We start from the raw sequence: 18,215 nt of genomic DNA on the forward strand, positions 1-18,215 counted from the left end.
ATGATTAGCTGGTGTGGATGGAAACCCTGCTGCTGACCTTTCTCCCACAGCGCCAGGCGCTGATGTACGCCAAAACGGTGCTGTTCGTCGATGATAACCAGTGCCAGTCCGTTGAACTGCACCTGTTCCTGGAAAATTGCGTGCGTGCCGACAATCATCTGCACCTCACCGCTGGCGATAGCTTCCTGCTGTGCCAGGCGCGCTTTGCCTTTCTGTTTACCTGCCAGCCAGCCAACTTCAATACCCAGTGGCGCGAACCAGTTGCGGAAGTTATTGGCGTGCTGTTCAGCCAGCAGTTCGGTGGGGGCCATCAGCGCAACTTGCTTACCATGTGCGATGGCACGTAGGGCGGCCAGCGCCGCAACCAGCGTTTTGCCGGAGCCGACATCGCCCTGCACCAGACGCATCATAGGGACATCCAGTGCCATATCGCGTTCGATCTCAGCGGTAACGCGGGCCTGGGCGCCGGTGGGTTTAAACGGTAGAGCCGCCAGCAGCTTATCTTTCAGCGCGTTGTTTGCGAGCAGCGGCTGGGCGTGGAAACGTTGCGCCCCGGCGCGTAGTGCCAGCATGCTGAGGTTATGCGCCAGCAGTTCTTCCAGAATCAGACGTCGCTGTGCTGGATGCTGACCGGTTTCCAGATCGCTCAACTGCAGTGACGGCGGTGGACGGTGCAATGTGCGCAGAGCTTCCGGCAGGCTCATCATGCCTTGCAACAACTCTGGCGGTAGCAGTTCGGCAATGGCGCAGGTATCGAGCAGGTCCAGCGCTTGATCGGTCAGTTTGCGCAGCGTGGCCTGCTTCACGCCTTCGGTGGTTGGATACACCGGTGTGAGCGTTTCCTGTAATTCCGGCGTGCTGAGATCGCCCTGCACGCGATACTCCGGGTGGATCATCTCTGCGCCGTATTTTCCGCGTTTGGCTTCGCCATAGGCCAGCACCCGGCGACCGGTGGCGAGACTATTTTTCATTGCGGCGCTGAAGTTGAAAAAGCGCATGGTGAGAATGCCGGAGCCATCACTGATCTGACAGGTCATCATCCGGCGTCCGCCGAAGGTGATATTGCAGTTCAGCACTTCGCCTTCTACGGTGGCGTAAACGCCCGGCAGCAGTTCGCCAATCGGGTACAGGTGCGTGCGGTCTTCGTAACGCAGAGGGAGGTGGAGCAGAAGGTCCTGCACGGTGTGCAGGCCAATTTTCGCCAGTTTACTGCTTTGCGCTGCGCCAACGCCGGTCAGAGAATTGAGTGGGATGGCATCCAGTAAACGGCCTTTCATCGCGTTTATCTCGCAGATTGCATAGTGGCCCACCACGTTGCATCGGCTTCAATTTCGCCCTGCGTGTTTACGTGGGGGTAGGGAAGACCTTTGCGCTTAGCGACATTCGCCAGCACCGGATAACCGCCTTCAAACAGCAAACGCTGCTGCTCATCTTGCGCCAGCATGCTGTTTTCTCGTCGGTACATGCCGGCGTTTTGCCGCTGGCGCTGTGCTTCGTACAGAATCAGCGCGGAGGCGACCGAAACGTTCAGCGATTGCACCATGCCAGTCATGGGAATGATGATGTCCTGATCCGCCAGATCCAACGCTTCCTGAGTGATGCCGGTTTTCTCCTGGCCCATCAGGATGCAGGTGGGGCGCGTGTAATCAATCTCGCGAAAATCCACGGCTTTATCTGACAGATGTGTTGCCAGAACCTGCATACCCTGGCTTTTTAAATGTGTGACCGCATCGCCAATAGTGCGGTGAGTCTTCACCTGTACCCAACTGTTGCTGCCTGCGGCAGAAGAGGCCATGGTGCGCATACGGCTACCAGGCCAGACGGCGTGGACTTCATGCACGCCGACCGCGTCTGCAGTACGAATGATTGCAGAAACGTTATGAGGTTTGTGGACCTGCTCCATGCAGACGGTCAGATCGGGCTGACGACGTGCGAGCATCTCGCAAATACGTGCATAACGTTGAGTATTCATAAAACGTGTTCTAGTTACGGTTACGGGTGACTTTTATCACGTCCGGCATGACGCGGATTTTGCGCATGATATTCGCCAGGTGCACGCGATCGCGAGCGGTCAGGCGAATAAAGGCGCTATAGACGCGGCCATCTTTCTCTTCCGTATTCAGACTTTGAATGTTGGAGGTGGTCGTGTTGATTGCCGCCGTCAGGTTCGCCAGAGCACCCTGGTGGTTAAACATATCCACCTTAATCTCGGTGATGAACTCCTGCTCTGTCTCTTTATCCCATTCCACCGCCATAAACTTCTCTGGCTCTTTTTGATAGCCACGAATGTTACGGCAGGATTCATGGTGAATCACCAGACCTTTACCCGGGCTGACGTGGGCAATGATTGGATCGCCAGGAATCGGACGACAGCATTTCGCGAAGGTGATCAGCACGCCATCTGCGCCTTTGATCGGCAGATGACCGTGACCAGATTGCGCTGGCACGTTTGCCGTTGCTTCGCCCTGCTGGAGGTTTTTCGCTACCACCACGCTCATGGCGTTACCCAGACCGATTTCCGCGAGCAGATCGTCAAGCGTGGCGAGCTTCATGCGTTCAAGCTCACGCTGGATGCTCTCTGGCGGGATCTCAGCCAGTTTACGGCTACCGCCTAAGGCATGGTTGAGCAGTCGACGACCCAGACTGACGGAATCATCGCGCTTGAGGTTTTTCAGCAGTTGGCGAATTTTTGCGCGCGCTTTCGAACTGACGACGAAGTTGAGCCACGCTGCATTCGGACGGGCGCCCGGAGCGGTAATAATCTCAACGGTCTGTCCGCTAAAGAGCGGCTGCGAAAGCGGGTAAGGTTGTCTGTCGACGCGTGCGCCGACGCAGGCGTGACCGATATCGGTATGCACGGCGTAGGCGAAGTCGACAGGCGTTGCACCGGCAGGCAGTTCGACAATGCGCCCTTCCGGTGTGAAAACATAAATCTCATCCGGGAAGAGATCAGATTTGACGCTTTCAATAAATTCAAACGAGCTACCGGCGCTCTGCTGCAGTTCCAGCAGGCTCTGCATCCAGCGTTGAGCGCGGATTTGTGCGGTGGTGCTGCTTTCGCCGCCGTGCTCTTTGTAAGCCCAGTGCGCTGCTACACCCATCTCTGCCATCTGGTCCATGTCTTCGGTACGAATCTGTACTTCAACCGGGACGCCGTGAGGGCCGATCATTGAGGTGTGCAAAGACTGATATCCGTTAGCTTTCGGAATGGCGATATAGTCTTTCACGCGACCAGGACGAGGTTTGTACAGGCTGTGCATCTGGCCGAGTACGCGATAACAGGTATCGGAATCATGAACGATAACGCGAAAAGCGTAGATATCCATGATGGAGTGAAAACGCTGCTCTTTGAGCACCATTTTGCAGTAAATAGAGTACAGGTGCTTCTCGCGGCCACTTACGCGACACGGAATGCCTGCCTCCTGTAAACGCCCTTCGATTTCCGAGAGGATTTTTTGGATCATCTCTTTGCGGTTGCCACGAGCGGCTTTAACCACTTCTTTAATCACGCGATAGCGGTTCGGGTACAGCGCTTCAAAACCCAGCTCTTCCAGCTCGGTTTTAATGTGATGAATACCTAAACGGTGTGCCAGCGGACTATAGATTTCGAGGGTTTCACGGGCGATGCGGCGACGCTTGTCCGGGCGTAATGAGCCCAGCGTGCGCATGTTGTGGGTACGGTCAGCGAGTTTGATGAGAATGACGCGGATATCCTGCACCATCGCCATAATCATCTTGCGAAAGTTTTCAGCTTGCGCCTCTTTCTTATCGCGAAACTTAAGCTTATCAAGTTTCGACACCCCTTCTACCAGTTCAGCAACGCTTTTACCAAAAAGCTGTTCCATGTCCTGGTAGGTGGCAGGGGTATCTTCAATCACGTCATGCAGCAGTGCAGCCATCAGCGTTTCATAGTCGAGTTTCATCTCGGCCAGAATGCAGGCTACCGCTACCGGGTGCGTGATATAGGGTTCACCGCTTGAACGTGTCTGGCCCTCGTGAGCGTCACGTGCAACGAGATACGCCTGCCGAAGACGCTTAATCTGGTCTTCCGGCAGGTAGTTTTGAATCAGTTGATTCAGGCTTTCAAACAGATACAAGGGCGACCCGCTTTGTGATTAACGACGACCTTCAGCAATAGCGGTAACGGCTTGTAATTCAGCGGCTTCCTGCTCTTGCTGTTCCTGGCGCTCACGCACGTCGAGGATCTGGTTGTTGATCAGACCTTCTTCGATTTCGCGCAGCGCGATAACGGTAGTTTTATCGTTTTCTTCCGGTACGAGCGGATCCTTTCCGCCTACCTGCATCTGACGAGCGCGACGCGCGGCGACCAGTACCAGGTCAAAACGGTTACCAATTTTCTCTACAGCGTCCTGAACAGTTACGCGTGCCATACTTAAAATGCTCCACAGGTGAAGAAATGACTGGGCATGATACTGAATGTGGGTTCAGTCTGCCAACAGTTTGCTGATTAAAGCGTCATGACGCTGCTTTTGGCGGCTCATGCGCAGACGTTCGGCGCGAATGATAGTTTTCAAATCGCCCAGGGCGGTATCGAAATCATCATTCACAATAAGATAATCATATTCGGCGTAATGGCTCATTTCTGCAACAGCTTGCGCCATACGTTTTGCGATCACGTCTTCGCTATCCTGACCGCGGCCACGAAGACGGCGATCCAGCTCAATCTTAGATGGCGGCAAAATAAAAATACTGCGCGCATGCGGCATTTTTTGACGAATTTGCTGCGCACCTTGCCAGTCGATATCTAAAAAGACGTCTACGCCGGATGCTAATACTTGCTCAATGGTCTCACGCGAGGTGCCGTAGTAATTACCGAAAACCTCAGCGTGTTCCAGGAACGCGTCTCTGCCAATCATGGTTCTGAATTCGTCATGGTTCACAAAAAAATAGTGTTCACCGTGCACTTCCCCCGGGCGCGGTGCGCGCGTGGTGTGCGAAACAGAAACCTGGGTGTCATACAACGGTTGGGTCTTTAATAAAGCCTGAATCAGGCTGGATTTACCCGCGCCACTGGGGGCAGAAACAATATAAAGCGTGCCTTGAGCCATGAGTATCTTAATGTATGTGATTGTCGAAAGAGAGCCTACATACGGGCTTATTATACACGTAGCCGCTATGTGACGTAGCCCTTGTCACACTTTTTGCGCATGTTTATTGCGTTTTGCGTACCAGTTTCCTGTTTTATCCGCGATTTGCAGCAATTCGTGCAAATGTCAGGAACGTTGCTCGCAGGATGATTTTTTGCCGCTCTGTTTCCATTTCAATTCGCGTTATATCTGCCGGGAAACGTACTGTTCAGCGGAGATAGCATGGGATTATGGAAATGCATAGGGCTGGTTTTGCTAATGTGGTATCTACCCTCATGGGCGGTATGCCCCGTCTGGTCGCCTGCCAGGGCACAAGAGGAAATTTCACGACTACAGCAGCAGATAACACAGTGGAATGACAGTTACTGGAAACAAGGGGAAAGTGTCGTAGACGACGCCGTTTATGACCAGCTCAATGCGCAGCTCATCCAGTGGCAGCGCTGTTTTGGCGATGAAGCCCCACCAGATCTATCTGCGCCCCCAATAAGTGGAACCGTCTCGCACACCGTTCCCCACACGGGAGTTCGAAAACTTGCCGATAAGCAAGCGCTACAGCAATGGATGCATGCTCGTAGCGATCTCTGGGTGCAGCCGAAGGTGGATGGCGTGGCGGTCACGCTGGTTTATCGCAATGGAAATCTGATACGGGCGATTAGCCGTGGTAACGGTCTGAAAGGCGAAGACTGGACGCAAAAGGTTCTTCAGATCCCTTCCGTTCCACGTACTACCAGCGGGCTGCTTTCTAACAGTACGTTGCAGGGGGAGATATTTTTGCAGCAACAAGGGCATATTCAGCAGCAGAGAGGGGGAATGAACGCCCGCTCAAAGGTTGCTGGAATGATGATGCGCCAGAGCAACCCGGAAATGTTACGCTCGCTGGCTATTTTTATCTGGGCCTGGCCTGATGGTCCAGTTGCCATGTCGGAAAGACTTGAGCAACTCACTGCTGCCGGGTTCAGTTTCACGCAACGATATACTCAGGCCGTGAAGAGTGCGGATGACGTCGAGAAGGCGCGCGCCAGGTGGTGGACTTCAGCGTTACCTTTTGTGACGGATGGTGTGGTGGTGCGAACGGGAAAAGAACCGCGGGCGCAATACTGGCTACCCGGACAGGGAGACTGGCTGGCAGCGTGGAAATATCCTCCCGTGGCCAGGGTATCTGAGGTGACGGGTATTCAGTTTTCCGTTGGCAAAAGCGGGAAAATTGCGGTGGTTGCATTGCTGGTCCCCGTCATGCTGGATGATAAGCGGGTGCAGCGCGTCAATATTGGCTCAGTACGGCGCTGGAATGAATGGGATATTGCGCCTGGCGATCAGATTCTGATAAGTCTGGCCGGACAGGGGATTCCCCGTATAGATGAGGTGGTCTGGCGCAGCACCCAGCGTAATAAGCCAGCACCACCTGAGGGGCGCTTCAATTCACTAACTTGTTTTTATGCCACAGCGGAGTGTCAGGAACAGTTTGTTGCCAGGCTCGTCTGGCTGGGGGCCAAAGATGTGTTAGGGCTGGAGGGTATGGGCGAGGCGGGATGGCGGGAGCTACATCAGACGTATCGCTTTGAACATATCTTTTCCTGGCTTGGATTAACGCAGGAGCAGCTACAGTCCACATTTGGCGTGAACAAAGGGGGGAAGCTGTGGCATCAGTTCAATCTGTCACGCCATCTTCCATTTACGCGCTGGGTGATTGCCATGGGAATACCGTTAACACAGGCAACGTTGAATGCCAGTCGGGATGGATCGTGGCAGCAGTTACGGGAACGCAGTGAACAAAGCTGGCGGCAACTTCCTTTCATGGGGGAGCGACGGGCACGACAGGTTATTCAGTGGCTGGAGGATAAAGAGATCACAGCGCTGAGCAACTGGTTAGCTGCTCAGCGGATCACGGGCTTTATGCCTTAATGGCCTTCATGGCGATAGTAAAATACCGGCAGCCCCAACTTCAGGCGTAGCGCCAGCAGTCGGGCGGTAAAGCCAAAGAGCAGGGTAGAGATCACCACCACATCGTGGCTGGAGACATAATGTTGCAGCACGATATACAGCACAGCAGCGGCAAATGAAACGCCGGCATACAGTTCTTTCTGGAATACTAACGGGATGCGTTTGCAGAACATGTCACGTAATACACCACCAAAGACCCCGGTAGTGACCGCAGCGACCACGGCAATAATCGGTCCATGACCCATATCCAGTGCCACCTGGGCACCAATAATAGAAAAGACCACCAGGCCCAGCGCATCCAGGACGAGGAATATTTTACGCAGATAGGGCATGACGGGGGCAATAATGGTGGTGAGTACCGCAGCGGTCGCCACGATAATGACGTATTCAGGGTGCTTTACCCAGCCGAGCGGATAGTGGCCGAGAAGAATGTCGCGTACCGAGCCGCCGCCAATGGCCGTCGCGGTGGCAATGATAATGACGCCAAATGTATCCATACGGCGACGCCCAGCCGCAAGCGCACCGGTCATGGCTTCGGCAGTAATACCAATTAAATATAAAACGTGTAACAGCATGTATTCCCCCCTGATTTGCTGGGGCTAAGGTTAACGATTTGTGCGCATTGTCACGATTGAGATTTTCTAAGGTGAAGCGATTTTAATAACTACAGCTAATGTGATTTTGCTGTAAATGCGTTATGGCATGCGCTTTACTTTATGAATAGTGACAATAAATGATGAGAAAATATAATTCGAACTGGATGGGTCACAACCGAAGTGTTGGGAAAAACACGTAGCCCCGTCGTTTATGGGTGGGCTACGTATCATATTTCACCCAAACTATCACCCTCGACCACTGGACAAATTGACACTCCGGTTCGTATTTCAGTCATACCTTGAATGTTGCAGCGAGAGATTAGTAGGTGTGGTATGTGCTTTGGTGCGCTGCAAAAATGATATTTCTTAGAACCACTACACTCCAGATGTCATTGGGGAAGTTATTCTGAGTAAAGTCTGATATTCAGCGGCTTCTATTCTGAAAAATGACTTCCTCAGCTATCGCTTCTATGTGGATGGGTGCATTTACAGCAAAATCTTCAGCATTTAGTGCGTTGGAATGCCAGGTATGAGCGTAAGAGAAGAAATTCAGGATGGCAGAGAGGCTGGAAATTTAAGAAGCGGGATAATATACACCGAAGTTTTGGGTTGGATAGATATGGGACATGCCCGAGGAGATGATGTCAGAAAGTTACTCTCGGATATGCACCAAGGCGAGCATTCATGAGAACAGTGATACCTTACAGCGATTTTAGTTCTGGTAACGTTAAAATAGTTTCCAGAGATGGAACGATCGTTAACTGGTAAAAAAGGGAAACATATGAAACAGGCAGTCATAATAGTGCTGATGGTAATAGCTATATGCAGCTCTTATTTCTGGCCTAATATTAAAATGAGACTTGCAGGTAACGCACAATATACAGAGTTTGATAAAGCCAAATATGATTATTACACTCCCCAAGTTTTAAAAAAAATGCCGAGAATATCCCAAGTGTATGACTTTAATTATACGAACATTTCTGGTCCTAAGGCTGATGTATGGAGTGTGACGTTCCATGATACCAGGGATACGGGGAGGATTAGTAAGTATCTCTCAATGGCGGGCTATGAAAAACAGGTAAAATGCGATGTTGAGGCAGAATGCTGGCGCCTCAGGGGATCCGATGAAGTACTGACAGTCGTGAATATGAACAGCAGTAATGCTGTTCGGGTTGATATTCTGAAGAGTATTTATAACGACAAATATATGCCAGATAAATAAGTATTCAATTTTATATCAATCAGCACTTACTGGCGGTACGGATAGCCTGCATTGAGCAGGCTATCTAGTACGTTACGATAGCATAGGCATGGTACGCAAAATTACTCGATATTCTGAATCTGCTCGCGCATTTGCTCGATCAATACCTTCAGTTCAATTGCGGAATTAGTCACCTCGGCATTGATAGACTTGGATGCAAGAGTGTTCGACTCACGGTTGAATTCCTGCATCATGAAGTCCAGACGGCGGCCAACAGCCTCTTTTTTCTTCAGAATGTTGTAGGTTTCTTTGACGTGGGCTTCCAGACGATCTAACTCTTCTGCTACATCTATGCGCTGCGCCATCAGCACCAGTTCTTGCTCAAGGCGGTTATTCTCCAGTTGCACCTGGGCGTCTTCCAGTTTGGCTACCAGACGCTCACGCTGCCATTGCAGAATTTCCGGCATATGTGCACGCACTTTAGCGACTTCAGTGCTGACGCCTTCCAGACGCTGCTCGATCAGCGCTTTCAGCGCCTGACCTTCGGTTTCACGCGCGACGATGAAGTCATCCAGCGTACCGTCAAGCGCGGCGAGGATCTCGGCGGCAATGGCGTCCAGATCTTGCTCCTGGGCAGCCATTACGCCTGGCCAGCGCAGGATATCAACTGGGTTAATTTCACCTTCATCACTCTGCATTTTGACCCAGTTAGCAGCGCTAACGAGCTGTTTAGCGAGCTTTTCATTTAGAATCAGCTCGCCCTGGGCGCTGGCATCAGGCTCAAAACGCAGCGTACACTCGACTTTACCGCGCGTCAGACGCGTGCGTATGCGTTCGCGAACAACGGGTTCAAGACTACGGAACTGTTCCGGCAGGCGAAAATAAGTTTCCAGATAACGCTGGTTTACCGAGCGCATTTCCCAGGTAGCGCTACCCCATTCACCCTTGATTTCACGCCGGGCGTAGGCGGTCATGCTGCGGATCATAGACGTTCCTGTTTTTAAAGATGAGATGGGAGGATTATAGCCATCCACGTCTTGTCAGGATAGGAATAACAGTCGGAAGTCCGTATAATGCGCAGCCACATTCGTTTCAAGCCGGAGATTTTATCATGCGTCCAGCAGGTCGTAGTGCCAACCAGGTGCGTCCCGTCACCCTGACCCGTAATTATACAAAACACGCTGAAGGCTCCGTGCTGGTCGAATTTGGTGATACCAAAGTGCTGTGTACCGCCTCTATTGATGAAGGCGTACCGCGTTTTCTGAAAGGTCAGGGCCAGGGCTGGATCACCGCAGAATATGGAATGCTGCCACGCGCCACGCACACCCGTAACGCCCGAGAAGCGGCGAAAGGTAAGCAGGGCGGTCGTACCATGGAAATCCAGCGTCTGATCGCTCGTGCGCTGCGCGCCGCGGTTGATCTGAAGACGCTCGGTGAATTCACTATTACGCTGGACTGCGATGTTATTCAGGCAGATGGCGGTACGCGCACTGCATCAATTACCGGCGCATGTGTGGCGTTGGCTGATGCGCTGAACAAGCTGGTAGCGAGCGGTAAACTGAAAACTAACCCGATGAAAGGGATGGTCGCCGCGGTTTCCGTGGGCATTGTGAACGGTGAGGCGCTCTGTGACCTCGAATATGTTGAAGACTCTGCCGCAGAAACCGACATGAACGTGGTGATGACTGAAGACGGACGCATTATAGAGGTGCAGGGCACGGCAGAAGGCGAGCCGTTCAGCCATGAAGAACTTCTCACCCTACTGGCGTTAGCCCGAGGGGGAATCGAATCCATTGTAACGACGCAGAAGGCGGCGTTAGAAAATTGATTTTAAAGGCGACTGATGAGTCGCCTTTTTTTTGTCTGTAATAAAGTGAGATGAGGAGCGAATCCATGAAACCGTATCAGCGCCAGTTTATTGAGTTTGCGCTTAGCAAGCAGGTACTAAAGTTTGGCGAGTTTACGCTGAAATCCGGGCGTAAAAGCCCCTATTTCTTCAACGCCGGGCTGTTTAATACCGGGCGCTGCCTGGCTCTGTTAGGCCGTTTTTATGCCGAAGCGCTGATGGATTCCGGTATTGAGTTCGATTTGCTGTTTGGTCCGGCCTACAAAGGTATCCCGATTGCGACCACCACGGCTGTTGCGCTGGCGGAACACCACGATAAAGATTTGCCGTACTGCTTTAACCGTAAAGAGGCGAAGACCCACGGTGAAGGCGGTAATCTGGTAGGTAGCGCACTTGAGGGGCGTGTAATGCTGGTGGATGATGTTATCACCGCAGGTACGGCTATTCGTGAGTCGATGGAAATTATTCAGGCTAACGGTGCCACGCTGGCGGGGGTACTGATTTCTCTCGATCGTCAGGAACGCGGTCGCGGCGAGATTTCAGCGATTCAGGAAGTGGAACGCGATTATGGCTGCAAGGTGATTTCTATCATTACCCTGAAAGATCTGATTGCGTATCTGGAAGAAAAACCAGAAATGGCAGAACATCTGGCCGCAGTACGGGCGTATCGCGAAGCGTACGGCGTATAAGAACTGCCGGATGGCGCTGCGCTTATCCAGCCTACGCACCGCGGGGTTCGTAGGCAAAATAGGCGAGGTCGCCATCCAACAACGGTGTTACTGCAATTGAGCGGCAACCAACGGCCAGCGGATGTCGAAATCATCCGTTGGACGGTATTTAAATTCGCTACGTACAAACCGGGACAGCATACCTTCGCAGAAAGCCAGTAACTGGCTGGCCAGCAGCGTTTCATCCACGGTGTAGCCTTCACCTTCACGCATTCTTTTTTCTCGCAGAACCTGGCGTAACTGCGCCTCAATTCGCTCAAAAAGCTGGTTAATACGGCCTTGCAGACGGTCTTGCTCGAACATCAACGCGTGTCCGGTCAGAATTCGCGTCAGGCCAGGATTACGTTCACCGAACCCTAAAATCAGCAGTACGATCAGACGCAATCGCGCGTTAGTGTCCTTTTCATCTTTCAAAATCAGATTGATACGGGTAATCAGACTATCTTCGATAAACTCAATCAGGCTATCGAACATGCGGGTCTTGCTGGGAAAATGGCGATACAAGGCCGCTTCGGAAACGCCCACAGAGGCCGCCAGTTTAGCTGTCGTGATGCGTTGGCTACCATCGCTGGACTCAAGCATCAGTGCCAGAGACTGAAGTATTTCTTCGCGACGATTCCTTTTCGCAGTTTGCTTTTCTACCATGTTACAAAATACCCCTGAAAATAAGCTCTTGCCAGGCAGGCATCCACACAGCGACCGCAAACGGGTGTTTGCGGTGTGTTATTGCGTTATTACGCTGTGAGATACTTTTCTGCGGGTTACTTGCGCCCGGAATGGCCGAAGCCACCTTCGCCACGATCGGTGGCTTCAAACTCTTCCACCAAATTAAATTCAGCCTGGACGACCGGTACAAATACCATCTGCGCGATACGTTCGCCCGGTTCAATAGTAAAGTTGTCCTGACCACGGTTCCAGATTGAAACCATCAGCTGGCCCTGGTAGTCGGAATCAATCAAACCGACCAGATTGCCCAGTACGATCCCGTGCTTATGGCCCAGCCCGGAGCGCGGGAGCATCACCGCCGCAAGAGAAGGATCGGCAATGTGGATAGCTAACCCGGTTGGCACCAGCGTTGTTGCGCCAGGCGCCAGTTCTACGGCGTCATCAAGACAGGCACGCAGGTCAAGTCCGGCAGAACCAGAAGTGGTGTACGTCGGGAGCGGAAATTGTTGCCCTACGCGCGGGTCCAGAATCTTAACGTCGATTTTTTTCATCATAACGGGTCACGATCTCGTCGAGTAATAATTGGCCCAGGAGTTCTTTGCGCTCAAGCGGTAAGACTTTATCTCCATCCTGCCAAAAAAGGTGTAATGCGTTGCTGTCGCTGTTAAATCCTTGAGTAGACAGCGAAACGTCGTTCGCACAGATCACATCAAGGTTTTTGCGGATGCGTTTTTGCCGGGCATATTCTTCCACATTATTTGTTTCGGCGGCAAACCCAACGACAAAAGGACGATTAGCATCCAGTGCGGCAACACCAGCGATGATGTCCGGGTTTTTGACCATTTTTACTGTTAATTCATCACCCTGCGTTGCCTGTTTTTTGATTTTTTCACTGGCGACAGTTTCAGCGCGATAATCAGCGACTGCGGCGCAGCCGATAAAAATATGCTGTTGTTGCACCGCAGATTGCACGGCGGCTTCCATTTCCAGCGCGGTCATCACATCAATGCGCTGGACAAAAGGCGGTGTAGGTAACGAAACCGGACCTGATACCAGCGTGACGTTTGCCCCGCGTTTTGCGGCAGCGGCCGCGATAGCAAATCCCATTTTCCCGGAGCTGTGGTTGGAAATATAACGCACGGGATCAAGCGGTTCACGCGTCGGGCCTGCTGTAATCATGATGTTGAGATGTTGCAGATCTTTGACAGGTGAAAAATGTTCTGCCGCCATATCCACAATTGTTAACGGATCCAGCATACGTCCAGGACCGACATCACCACATGCCTGACTACCGCTGTCAGGACCCCAAATGAGCAAACCGCGCGAGGCAAGAATGCCCAGATTGTGTTGGGTTGCGGCAGCGCGGTACATCTGCTGGTTCATAGCCGGCAGCACGGCAACAGGCGCTGGCGTTGCCAGACAGATCGTAGACACCAGATCGTTGGCCATACCTGCGGCAACGCGGGCAATCAGGTCTGCCGTCGCAGGGGCCAGTATAACCAAATCGGCCCATTTCCCCAGCTCAATGTGGCCCATCGCGGCTTCGGCTGCGAGGTCAAGCAGGCTGTCGGAAACGGGATAGCCCGAAACCGCCTGTAAGCTCAGAGGAGTAATAAACGCTTTTGCTGCTTCGGTCATCGCCACGCGGACGTCTGCGCCGCGTTCCCGTAAACGACGCACCAGCTCAGGGGTTTTGTACGCAGCAATCCCGCCACTGACGCCAAGTACGATTTTTTTACCGGCCAGGCTCATCATGATCTTTCCTGTTGGGTTTCACCAGAAGGCGGATATTTTATCACAATCCGCAATGTGTCGTGCTTTTGCCCGCGCTCCAGTTTGCGAGGCTCTACGAAGAAGTGAAAACAGAGCGTCGATTCGCCGCTGGCGTTATGCCACTATGCGGACGCGAAAGGAGGGGAAAAGCATGGAAAATACAGGACGTATAATGCCTAGGGAAAAGCTGTTGGCGCAGGGGGCCAGTTCGCTGACCGACGTAGAGCTACTGGCTCTTTTTCTACGCACCGGGATACTGGGTAAAGATGTGCTTACGCTGGCGAAAGAGATGCTTCAGCATTTTGATTCGTTGTATGGCCTGTTGTCTGCTGATTACATGGATTTCAGCTATGTTCAGGGCATCGGTATCGCGAAGTACGCACAGTTGAAGGGAATAGTGGAGCTGGCAAGGCGCTACTACAACGTACAGGTGATAGAGGAGCGTGCGATACTTAGCCCGGAAATGGCGCGTGAATTTCTGCAAAGCCAGCTTTCGCAAGAGGAACGCGAGATCTTTTATGTGATCTTTATGGATTCTCAACATCGCGTGATTAAACACCGTAAACTTTTTTCCGGAACGCTAAGCCACGTTGAAGTGCATCCGCGAGAAATTGTCCGCGAAGCGATAAAAATGAATGCTTCTGCGGTGATCCTTGCACATAATCACCCTTCGGGGTGTGCAGAGCCGAGCAAAGCAGATAAACTCATCACCGAGCGTGTTGTGAAATGCTGTCAGTTCATGGATATCCGGGTGCTTGATCATCTGGTCATTGGGCGCGGAGAGTACGTTTCTTTTGCGGAACGCGGTTGGATTTAACGCACTTTACGCGATCCATCGGGATCTTTGTCTGTTCGGGACTTGAGCACATCGCTGACTCAGCGTATACTACGCCACCTTTGAGAATCTCGGGTTTGGCATTTGGGCCTGGCAATCGAGAGTTCGCAAATACGCAAAATCATTCTTGTTGCGTCCAATGACGAGGCAACGATGAAAGATTTAGTGTATTGAACTGCGATAACCGGGCTGAGAAGCCTGACGAGGCGCCAATACCCCATACGAAGCTCGAGCTAATTTGATTTTTGGAGAATAGACATGTCCCGAGTCTGCCAAGTTACTGGCAAGCGTCCGGTGACCGGTAACAACCGTTCCCACGCACTGAACGCGACTAAACGCCGTTTCCTGCCTAACCTGCACTCTCACCGTTTTTGGGTTGAGAGCGAGAAGCGTTTTGTCACCCTGCGTGTATCTGCTAAAGGTATGCGTGTTATTGATAAGAAAGGCATCGAAACAGTTCTGTCTGAACTGCGTGCCCGTGGCGAAAAGTACTAAGTACTAAGAGGAAATAAATCATGGCTAAAGGTATTCGTGAGAAAATCAAGCTGGTTTCTTCTGCTGGTACTGGTCACTTCTATACCACCACGAAGAACAAACGTACTAAGCCGGAAAAACTGGAGCTGAAAAAGTTCGATCCAGTTGTTCGTCAGCACGTTTTATACAAAGAAGCGAAAATCAAATAATTTCCGCTTTGATGTAAAGAAAAACCCTGCCTCGGCGGGGTTTTTTGTTTTCTGGCCGTCCCCATATTAATGAGACCTGATACACCGCCGGAGATACTATGCCTGAATTACCTGAAGTCGAAACCAGCCGCCGCGGTATTGAGCCGCATCTGGTGGGGGCAACGATTATGCACGCGACTGTGCGTAACGGTCGTTTGCGTTGGCCAGTATCAGAGGAAATCTATCGTCTGAGTGATAAACCTGTCCTGAGCGTACAGCGGCGCGCGAAATACCTGCTGCTGGAGCTATCAGATGGCTGGGTAATCATTCACCTGGGGATGTCGGGTAGTTTGCGTATCCTTTCTGAAGAGCTTCCGGCAGAAAAACATGACCACGTCGACTTAGTGATGAGTAACGGCAAAGTCCTGCGCTATACCGATCCGCGTCGTTTTGGCGCCTGGCTGTGGACTAAAGAGCTGGATGGGCATAATGTCCTCGCCCATCTTGGCCCTGAGCCGCTGAGCGACGATTTCAATGCTGGTTATCTGCAGCAGAAATGTGCGAAGAAGAAAACTGCGATTAAACCCTGGCTGATGGATAACAAGCTGGTCGTGGGGGTGGGAAACATCTATGCCAGCGAGTCGCTGTTTGCGGCTGGTATCCATCCTGACCGTCTGGCGTCATCTTTGTCGCAGGATGAGTGCGAACTGCTGGTGCGCGTTATCAAGGCGGTTTTGCTGCGTTCTATCGAGCAGGGCGGGACCACGCTGAAGGACTTTCTGCAAAGCGACGGTAAGCCGGGTTATTTTGCCCAGGAGCTGCAGGTCTATGGGAGAGAAAGTGAACCCTGTCGCGTATGCGGCGCGCCAATCATTGCGACAAAACACGCTCAGCGCACAACGTTTTATTGCCGTCGCTGTCAGAAATAACACCATTATTGGCCGGACGTAGCGTATGCCTCATCCGGCCAGACGCATTACTTCAGTTTACTCAATAATGCCTGATGAACGTTTTCCGGCAGAAAGTGCGCTACGTCACCCTGGTGGCGGGCAACTTCTTTCACCAGTGACGATGAGATAAATGACCACTCTTTAGACGGCATCAGAAAGACGCTTTCCAGTTGTGGCATCAGATGACGGTTCATATGGGCCAGCTGCATTTCATACTCAAAATCAGCTACCGCACGCAGGCCACGGATCAGAATGTTAGCCTGATTATCGCGGGCAAAGTTTGCCATCAGGTCGCTGAATCCCAGAACCTCCACATTACCGAGATGCGCCGTTGCCTGTTGTGCCAGCTCAACGCGCTCTTCCAGAGTAAACATCGGTTTTTTACTGGGACTTGCGGCAATTGCCAGGATTACGTGATCGAACATGCTTGTCGCTCTTGTCACGATATCGATGTGGCCGTTAGTAATGGGATCAAAGGTTCCTGGATAAATCGCCCGTTTTTGCATGACTTGCCTCAATGCGTTTTGGGTGGCAGATAAGGTTCCAGCAGCTGCAGCAGACGCTGAAGCGCGCCCTGATTTTGATACAGAACTTCAACTGCGTGACGGCCATAAAAATTACGATAATCTGCATCGGTCAGTAAAGAAGAGACCTCTTTCACCAGCGTAGTTGCGTCGGTGACGGTGATCAATCCGCTTGCCTGTTCGAGGCGGGCGCAAATATCTTTAAAATTAAAAGTATGTGGCCCCATCAGTACCGGAATGGCGTGCGCCGCGGCTTCCAGTGGGTTGTGTCCACCGCGTTCAACCAGCGAACCGCCAACAAAAGCAAGGTCGGCAATGCCGTACAGCAACATCAACTCGCCCATGGTGTCGCCGATTACGACCTGGGTTCCTGATGACGGAACTTCGCCTGAAGAACGTGTCGTATAGCTTAGCCCAGCCTGGCGTACGAGGTTAATGGCATCCGGGAACCGTTCAGGATGTCTGGGTACCAGAATCAGTAAAAGATTAGGGAACTGGTTTAATAACGCCTGATGGGCGGCAATGATAATGCTTTCTTCGCCGTCGTGCGTGCTGGTTGCAATCCATACCGGGCGGTGAGGTGCCCATTGACGGCGCAATGTAATCGCTTTTGCGGCCAGCTGCGGCGTGACGGAAATATCAAACTTCAGGCTACCGGTAACGGTGACCTGATTGCTTCTGGCACCAAGCGTGATAAAACGAGCGCCATCTTCTTCGTTCTGGGCGGCAATCAACGTAATTCGGCGCAGTAGCCTGCCAACAAATTTACCTAATTTAGCGTAGCCAGCAGCTGAGCGAGCGGAAAGACGTGCATTGGCAATGACCAGCGGAATATGGCGCTTATGCAGTGCCGCGATCAGATTCGGCCACAGCTCGGTTTCCATAATTAGCACCAGCTTGGGGTCAACTTTATTCAGGAAACGGTTTAGGGCATCCGGTAAATCGTATGGCAGATAAATATGCTGAACGTCAGGGCCAAAAGCGGATTGTACGCGCTCGGAACCGGTTGGCGTCATGGTGGTGACCGTGATCGGCAAGTCGGGGTAACGATGTCGCAGAGCGCGGACTAATGGGATAGCTGCCAGCGTTTCGCCCACGGAAACCGAATGAAGCATGATGCCGCCTGGTTTTAGCGGACGGCGGTAAAAGCCGTAGCGTTCACCCCAGCGTTTACGGTAGGCCGGAGCCTTACGTCCGCGCACCCAAAGCCGTACCCAGATCAAAGGCTGAATAAGGTAGAAAAGGGCGGTGTAAAGCAATTCGAGCATAATGGTAGCTGACTTATGAATGTGCTGGGGATTCTATGTATTTAGCTGTGGCTTTACCAATACTTTTCCTATTTTTAAATTAAATAGCGTCCCTCGCGGGGGATGTCCAGGGTACCA

The 18,215-nt window shown here is 52.1% G+C and carries 20 protein-coding genes; 8 read left to right on the forward strand and 12 right to left on the reverse strand.

The window, feature by feature from the left end; translation table 11 throughout:
- From FDW87_RS22500 to gmk, 5 genes are all read right to left on the reverse strand, one after another.
- A partial coding sequence (locus tag FDW87_RS22500; RefSeq protein ID WP_252363154.1) for an ATP-dependent DNA helicase RecG occupies positions 1-1,277 on the reverse strand: 1,277 nt, incomplete at its 3' end.
- A 5-nt stretch (positions 1,278-1,282) separates the two neighbouring features.
- The gene (gene trmH / locus FDW87_RS12565) at positions 1,283-1,972 is read right to left on the reverse strand and encodes a tRNA (guanosine(18)-2'-O)-methyltransferase TrmH (protein ID WP_016155007.1); all 690 of its coding nucleotides are present in this window, start codon (positions 1,970-1,972) and stop codon (positions 1,283-1,285) included.
- Between the two features lie 10 nt (positions 1,973-1,982).
- A complete protein-coding gene (gene spoT / locus FDW87_RS12570; protein ID WP_003024038.1) occupies positions 1,983-4,097 on the reverse strand; it encodes a bifunctional GTP diphosphokinase/guanosine-3',5'-bis pyrophosphate 3'-pyrophosphohydrolase in 2,115 nt (704 codons plus the stop codon).
- Positions 4,098-4,115: 18 nt separating this feature from the next.
- A complete protein-coding gene (gene rpoZ / locus FDW87_RS12575; RefSeq protein ID WP_000135058.1) occupies positions 4,116-4,391 on the reverse strand; it encodes a DNA-directed RNA polymerase subunit omega in 276 nt (91 codons plus the stop codon).
- A 54-nt stretch (positions 4,392-4,445) separates the two neighbouring features.
- Positions 4,446-5,069 carry a guanylate kinase gene (gmk, locus tag FDW87_RS12580; protein WP_019078035.1) on the reverse strand — a complete coding sequence of 208 codons (624 nt, stop codon included), beginning with the start codon at positions 5,067-5,069 and terminating at the stop codon, positions 4,446-4,448.
- Between the two features lie 261 nt (positions 5,070-5,330).
- On the opposite strand from gmk, the gene ligB reads away from it, so the two are divergent.
- Positions 5,331-7,010 (forward strand): NAD-dependent DNA ligase LigB, encoded by a 1,680-nt coding sequence (gene ligB, locus FDW87_RS12585; RefSeq protein WP_047415769.1) that lies wholly within the window; start codon positions 5,331-5,333, stop codon positions 7,008-7,010.
- Here ligB and FDW87_RS12590 read toward each other — a convergent pair.
- The gene (locus FDW87_RS12590) at positions 7,007-7,624 is read right to left on the reverse strand and encodes a trimeric intracellular cation channel family protein (protein WP_003024049.1); all 618 of its coding nucleotides are present in this window, start codon (positions 7,622-7,624) and stop codon (positions 7,007-7,009) included. The genes ligB and FDW87_RS12590 overlap by 4 nt on opposite strands.
- Positions 7,625-8,426: 802 nt before the next feature.
- Between FDW87_RS12590 and FDW87_RS22505 the strand changes: the two genes are divergently transcribed.
- On the forward strand, positions 8,427-8,867 hold the full coding sequence (locus FDW87_RS22505) for a hypothetical protein (RefSeq protein WP_019078037.1): 441 nt from the start codon (positions 8,427-8,429) through the stop codon (positions 8,865-8,867).
- 101 nt (positions 8,868-8,968) lie between these two features.
- On the opposite strand, the gene FDW87_RS12600 is transcribed toward FDW87_RS22505, so the two are convergent.
- The gene (locus tag FDW87_RS12600) at positions 8,969-9,832 is read right to left on the reverse strand and encodes a YicC/YloC family endoribonuclease (protein ID WP_019078038.1); all 864 of its coding nucleotides are present in this window, start codon (positions 9,830-9,832) and stop codon (positions 8,969-8,971) included.
- Positions 9,833-9,957: 125 nt separating this feature from the next.
- Here FDW87_RS12600 and rph point away from each other — a divergent pair, with 125 nt between their 5' ends.
- A complete protein-coding gene (gene rph, locus FDW87_RS12605) occupies positions 9,958-10,674 on the forward strand; it encodes a ribonuclease PH (RefSeq protein ID WP_016154991.1) in 717 nt (238 codons plus the stop codon).
- A gap of 65 nt (positions 10,675-10,739) precedes the next feature.
- Complete coding sequence (gene pyrE / locus FDW87_RS12610) at positions 10,740-11,381, forward strand: orotate phosphoribosyltransferase (protein WP_016157763.1); 642 nt, start codon at positions 10,740-10,742, stop codon at positions 11,379-11,381.
- An 87-nt stretch (positions 11,382-11,468) separates the two neighbouring features.
- Here the strand turns inward: pyrE and slmA are convergent, their stop codons facing one another.
- The 3 genes from slmA to coaBC form a co-directional block, all read right to left on the reverse strand.
- Positions 11,469-12,065, reverse strand: a complete 597-nt coding sequence (slmA, locus tag FDW87_RS12615) for a nucleoid occlusion factor SlmA (RefSeq protein ID WP_016154989.1) — start codon at positions 12,063-12,065, stop codon at positions 11,469-11,471.
- 116 nt (positions 12,066-12,181) lie between these two features.
- Positions 12,182-12,640: a dUTP diphosphatase gene (dut, locus tag FDW87_RS12620; protein WP_170975111.1), complete on the reverse strand. Its 459-nt coding sequence runs from the start codon at positions 12,638-12,640 to the stop codon at positions 12,182-12,184.
- Entirely contained in the window at positions 12,618-13,838 is a 1,221-nt protein-coding gene (gene coaBC / locus FDW87_RS12625; RefSeq protein WP_137379846.1) for a bifunctional phosphopantothenoylcysteine decarboxylase/phosphopantothenate--cysteine ligase CoaBC, read from the reverse strand. The genes dut and coaBC overlap by 23 nt, the downstream gene beginning before the upstream one ends.
- 172 nt (positions 13,839-14,010) lie before the next feature.
- Here coaBC and radC point away from each other — a divergent pair, with 172 nt between their 5' ends.
- The 4 genes from radC to mutM all read left to right on the forward strand — a co-directional run bounded on the left by radC (position 14,011) and on the right by mutM (position 16,285).
- A complete protein-coding gene (gene radC / locus FDW87_RS12630; RefSeq protein WP_016154986.1) occupies positions 14,011-14,676 on the forward strand; it encodes a DNA repair protein RadC in 666 nt (221 codons plus the stop codon).
- 276 nt (positions 14,677-14,952) lie between these two features.
- Positions 14,953-15,189 (forward strand): 50S ribosomal protein L28, encoded by a 237-nt coding sequence (gene rpmB / locus FDW87_RS12635; RefSeq protein ID WP_003024071.1) that lies wholly within the window; start codon positions 14,953-14,955, stop codon positions 15,187-15,189.
- Between the two features lie 20 nt (positions 15,190-15,209).
- Positions 15,210-15,377, forward strand: a complete 168-nt coding sequence (rpmG, locus tag FDW87_RS12640) for a 50S ribosomal protein L33 (protein WP_003024094.1) — start codon at positions 15,210-15,212, stop codon at positions 15,375-15,377.
- A gap of 98 nt (positions 15,378-15,475) precedes the next feature.
- Positions 15,476-16,285: a bifunctional DNA-formamidopyrimidine glycosylase/DNA-(apurinic or apyrimidinic site) lyase gene (gene mutM, locus FDW87_RS12645; RefSeq protein ID WP_137379813.1), complete on the forward strand. Its 810-nt coding sequence runs from the start codon at positions 15,476-15,478 to the stop codon at positions 16,283-16,285.
- 47 nt (positions 16,286-16,332) lie between these two features.
- On the opposite strand, the gene coaD is transcribed toward mutM, so the two are convergent.
- A complete protein-coding gene (gene coaD / locus FDW87_RS12650) occupies positions 16,333-16,812 on the reverse strand; it encodes a pantetheine-phosphate adenylyltransferase (RefSeq protein WP_047358802.1) in 480 nt (159 codons plus the stop codon).
- Positions 16,813-16,820: 8 nt separating this feature from the next.
- Positions 16,821-18,098 carry a lipid IV(A) 3-deoxy-D-manno-octulosonic acid transferase gene (gene waaA, locus FDW87_RS12655; protein ID WP_016154983.1) on the reverse strand — a complete coding sequence of 426 codons (1,278 nt, stop codon included), beginning with the start codon at positions 18,096-18,098 and terminating at the stop codon, positions 16,821-16,823.
- Between the last annotated feature and the right edge of the window lie 117 nt (positions 18,099-18,215).

It is taken from the genome of Citrobacter sp. wls826 (assembly GCF_005281245.1).
In the GTDB taxonomy this organism is placed as follows: Bacteria; Pseudomonadota; Gammaproteobacteria; order Enterobacterales; family Enterobacteriaceae; genus Citrobacter; species Citrobacter braakii.

Excerpts from the sequence above, each read along its gene's own strand:
- trmH (WP_016155007.1), bottom strand. The coding sequence starts at position 1,972 with ATGAATACTCAACGTTATGCACGTATTTGCGAGATGCTCGCACGTCGT.
- rpoZ (WP_000135058.1), bottom strand. The coding sequence starts at position 4,391 with ATGGCACGCGTAACTGTTCAGGACGCTGTAGAGAAAATTGGTAACCGT.
- gmk (WP_019078035.1), bottom strand. The coding sequence starts at position 5,069 with ATGGCTCAAGGCACGCTTTATATTGTTTCTGCCCCCAGTGGCGCGGGT.
- ligB (WP_047415769.1), top strand. The coding sequence starts at position 5,331 with ATGGGATTATGGAAATGCATAGGGCTGGTTTTGCTAATGTGGTATCTA.
- FDW87_RS12590 (WP_003024049.1), bottom strand. The coding sequence starts at position 7,624 with ATGCTGTTACACGTTTTATATTTAATTGGTATTACTGCCGAAGCCATG.
- FDW87_RS22505 (WP_019078037.1), top strand. The coding sequence starts at position 8,427 with ATGAAACAGGCAGTCATAATAGTGCTGATGGTAATAGCTATATGCAGC.
- FDW87_RS12600 (WP_019078038.1), bottom strand. The coding sequence starts at position 9,832 with ATGATCCGCAGCATGACCGCCTACGCCCGGCGTGAAATCAAGGGTGAA.
- rph (WP_016154991.1), top strand. The coding sequence starts at position 9,958 with ATGCGTCCAGCAGGTCGTAGTGCCAACCAGGTGCGTCCCGTCACCCTG.
- pyrE (WP_016157763.1), top strand. The coding sequence starts at position 10,740 with ATGAAACCGTATCAGCGCCAGTTTATTGAGTTTGCGCTTAGCAAGCAG.
- slmA (WP_016154989.1), bottom strand. The coding sequence starts at position 12,065 with ATGGTAGAAAAGCAAACTGCGAAAAGGAATCGTCGCGAAGAAATACTT.
- dut (WP_170975111.1), bottom strand. The coding sequence starts at position 12,640 with ATGATGAAAAAAATCGACGTTAAGATTCTGGACCCGCGCGTAGGGCAA.
- coaBC (WP_137379846.1), bottom strand. The coding sequence starts at position 13,838 with ATGAGCCTGGCCGGTAAAAAAATCGTACTTGGCGTCAGTGGCGGGATT.
- radC (WP_016154986.1), top strand. The coding sequence starts at position 14,011 with ATGGAAAATACAGGACGTATAATGCCTAGGGAAAAGCTGTTGGCGCAG.
- rpmB (WP_003024071.1), top strand. The coding sequence starts at position 14,953 with ATGTCCCGAGTCTGCCAAGTTACTGGCAAGCGTCCGGTGACCGGTAAC.
- rpmG (WP_003024094.1), top strand. The coding sequence starts at position 15,210 with ATGGCTAAAGGTATTCGTGAGAAAATCAAGCTGGTTTCTTCTGCTGGT.
- mutM (WP_137379813.1), top strand. The coding sequence starts at position 15,476 with ATGCCTGAATTACCTGAAGTCGAAACCAGCCGCCGCGGTATTGAGCCG.
- coaD (WP_047358802.1), bottom strand. The coding sequence starts at position 16,812 with ATGCAAAAACGGGCGATTTATCCAGGAACCTTTGATCCCATTACTAAC.
- waaA (WP_016154983.1), bottom strand. The coding sequence starts at position 18,098 with ATGCTCGAATTGCTTTACACCGCCCTTTTCTACCTTATTCAGCCTTTG.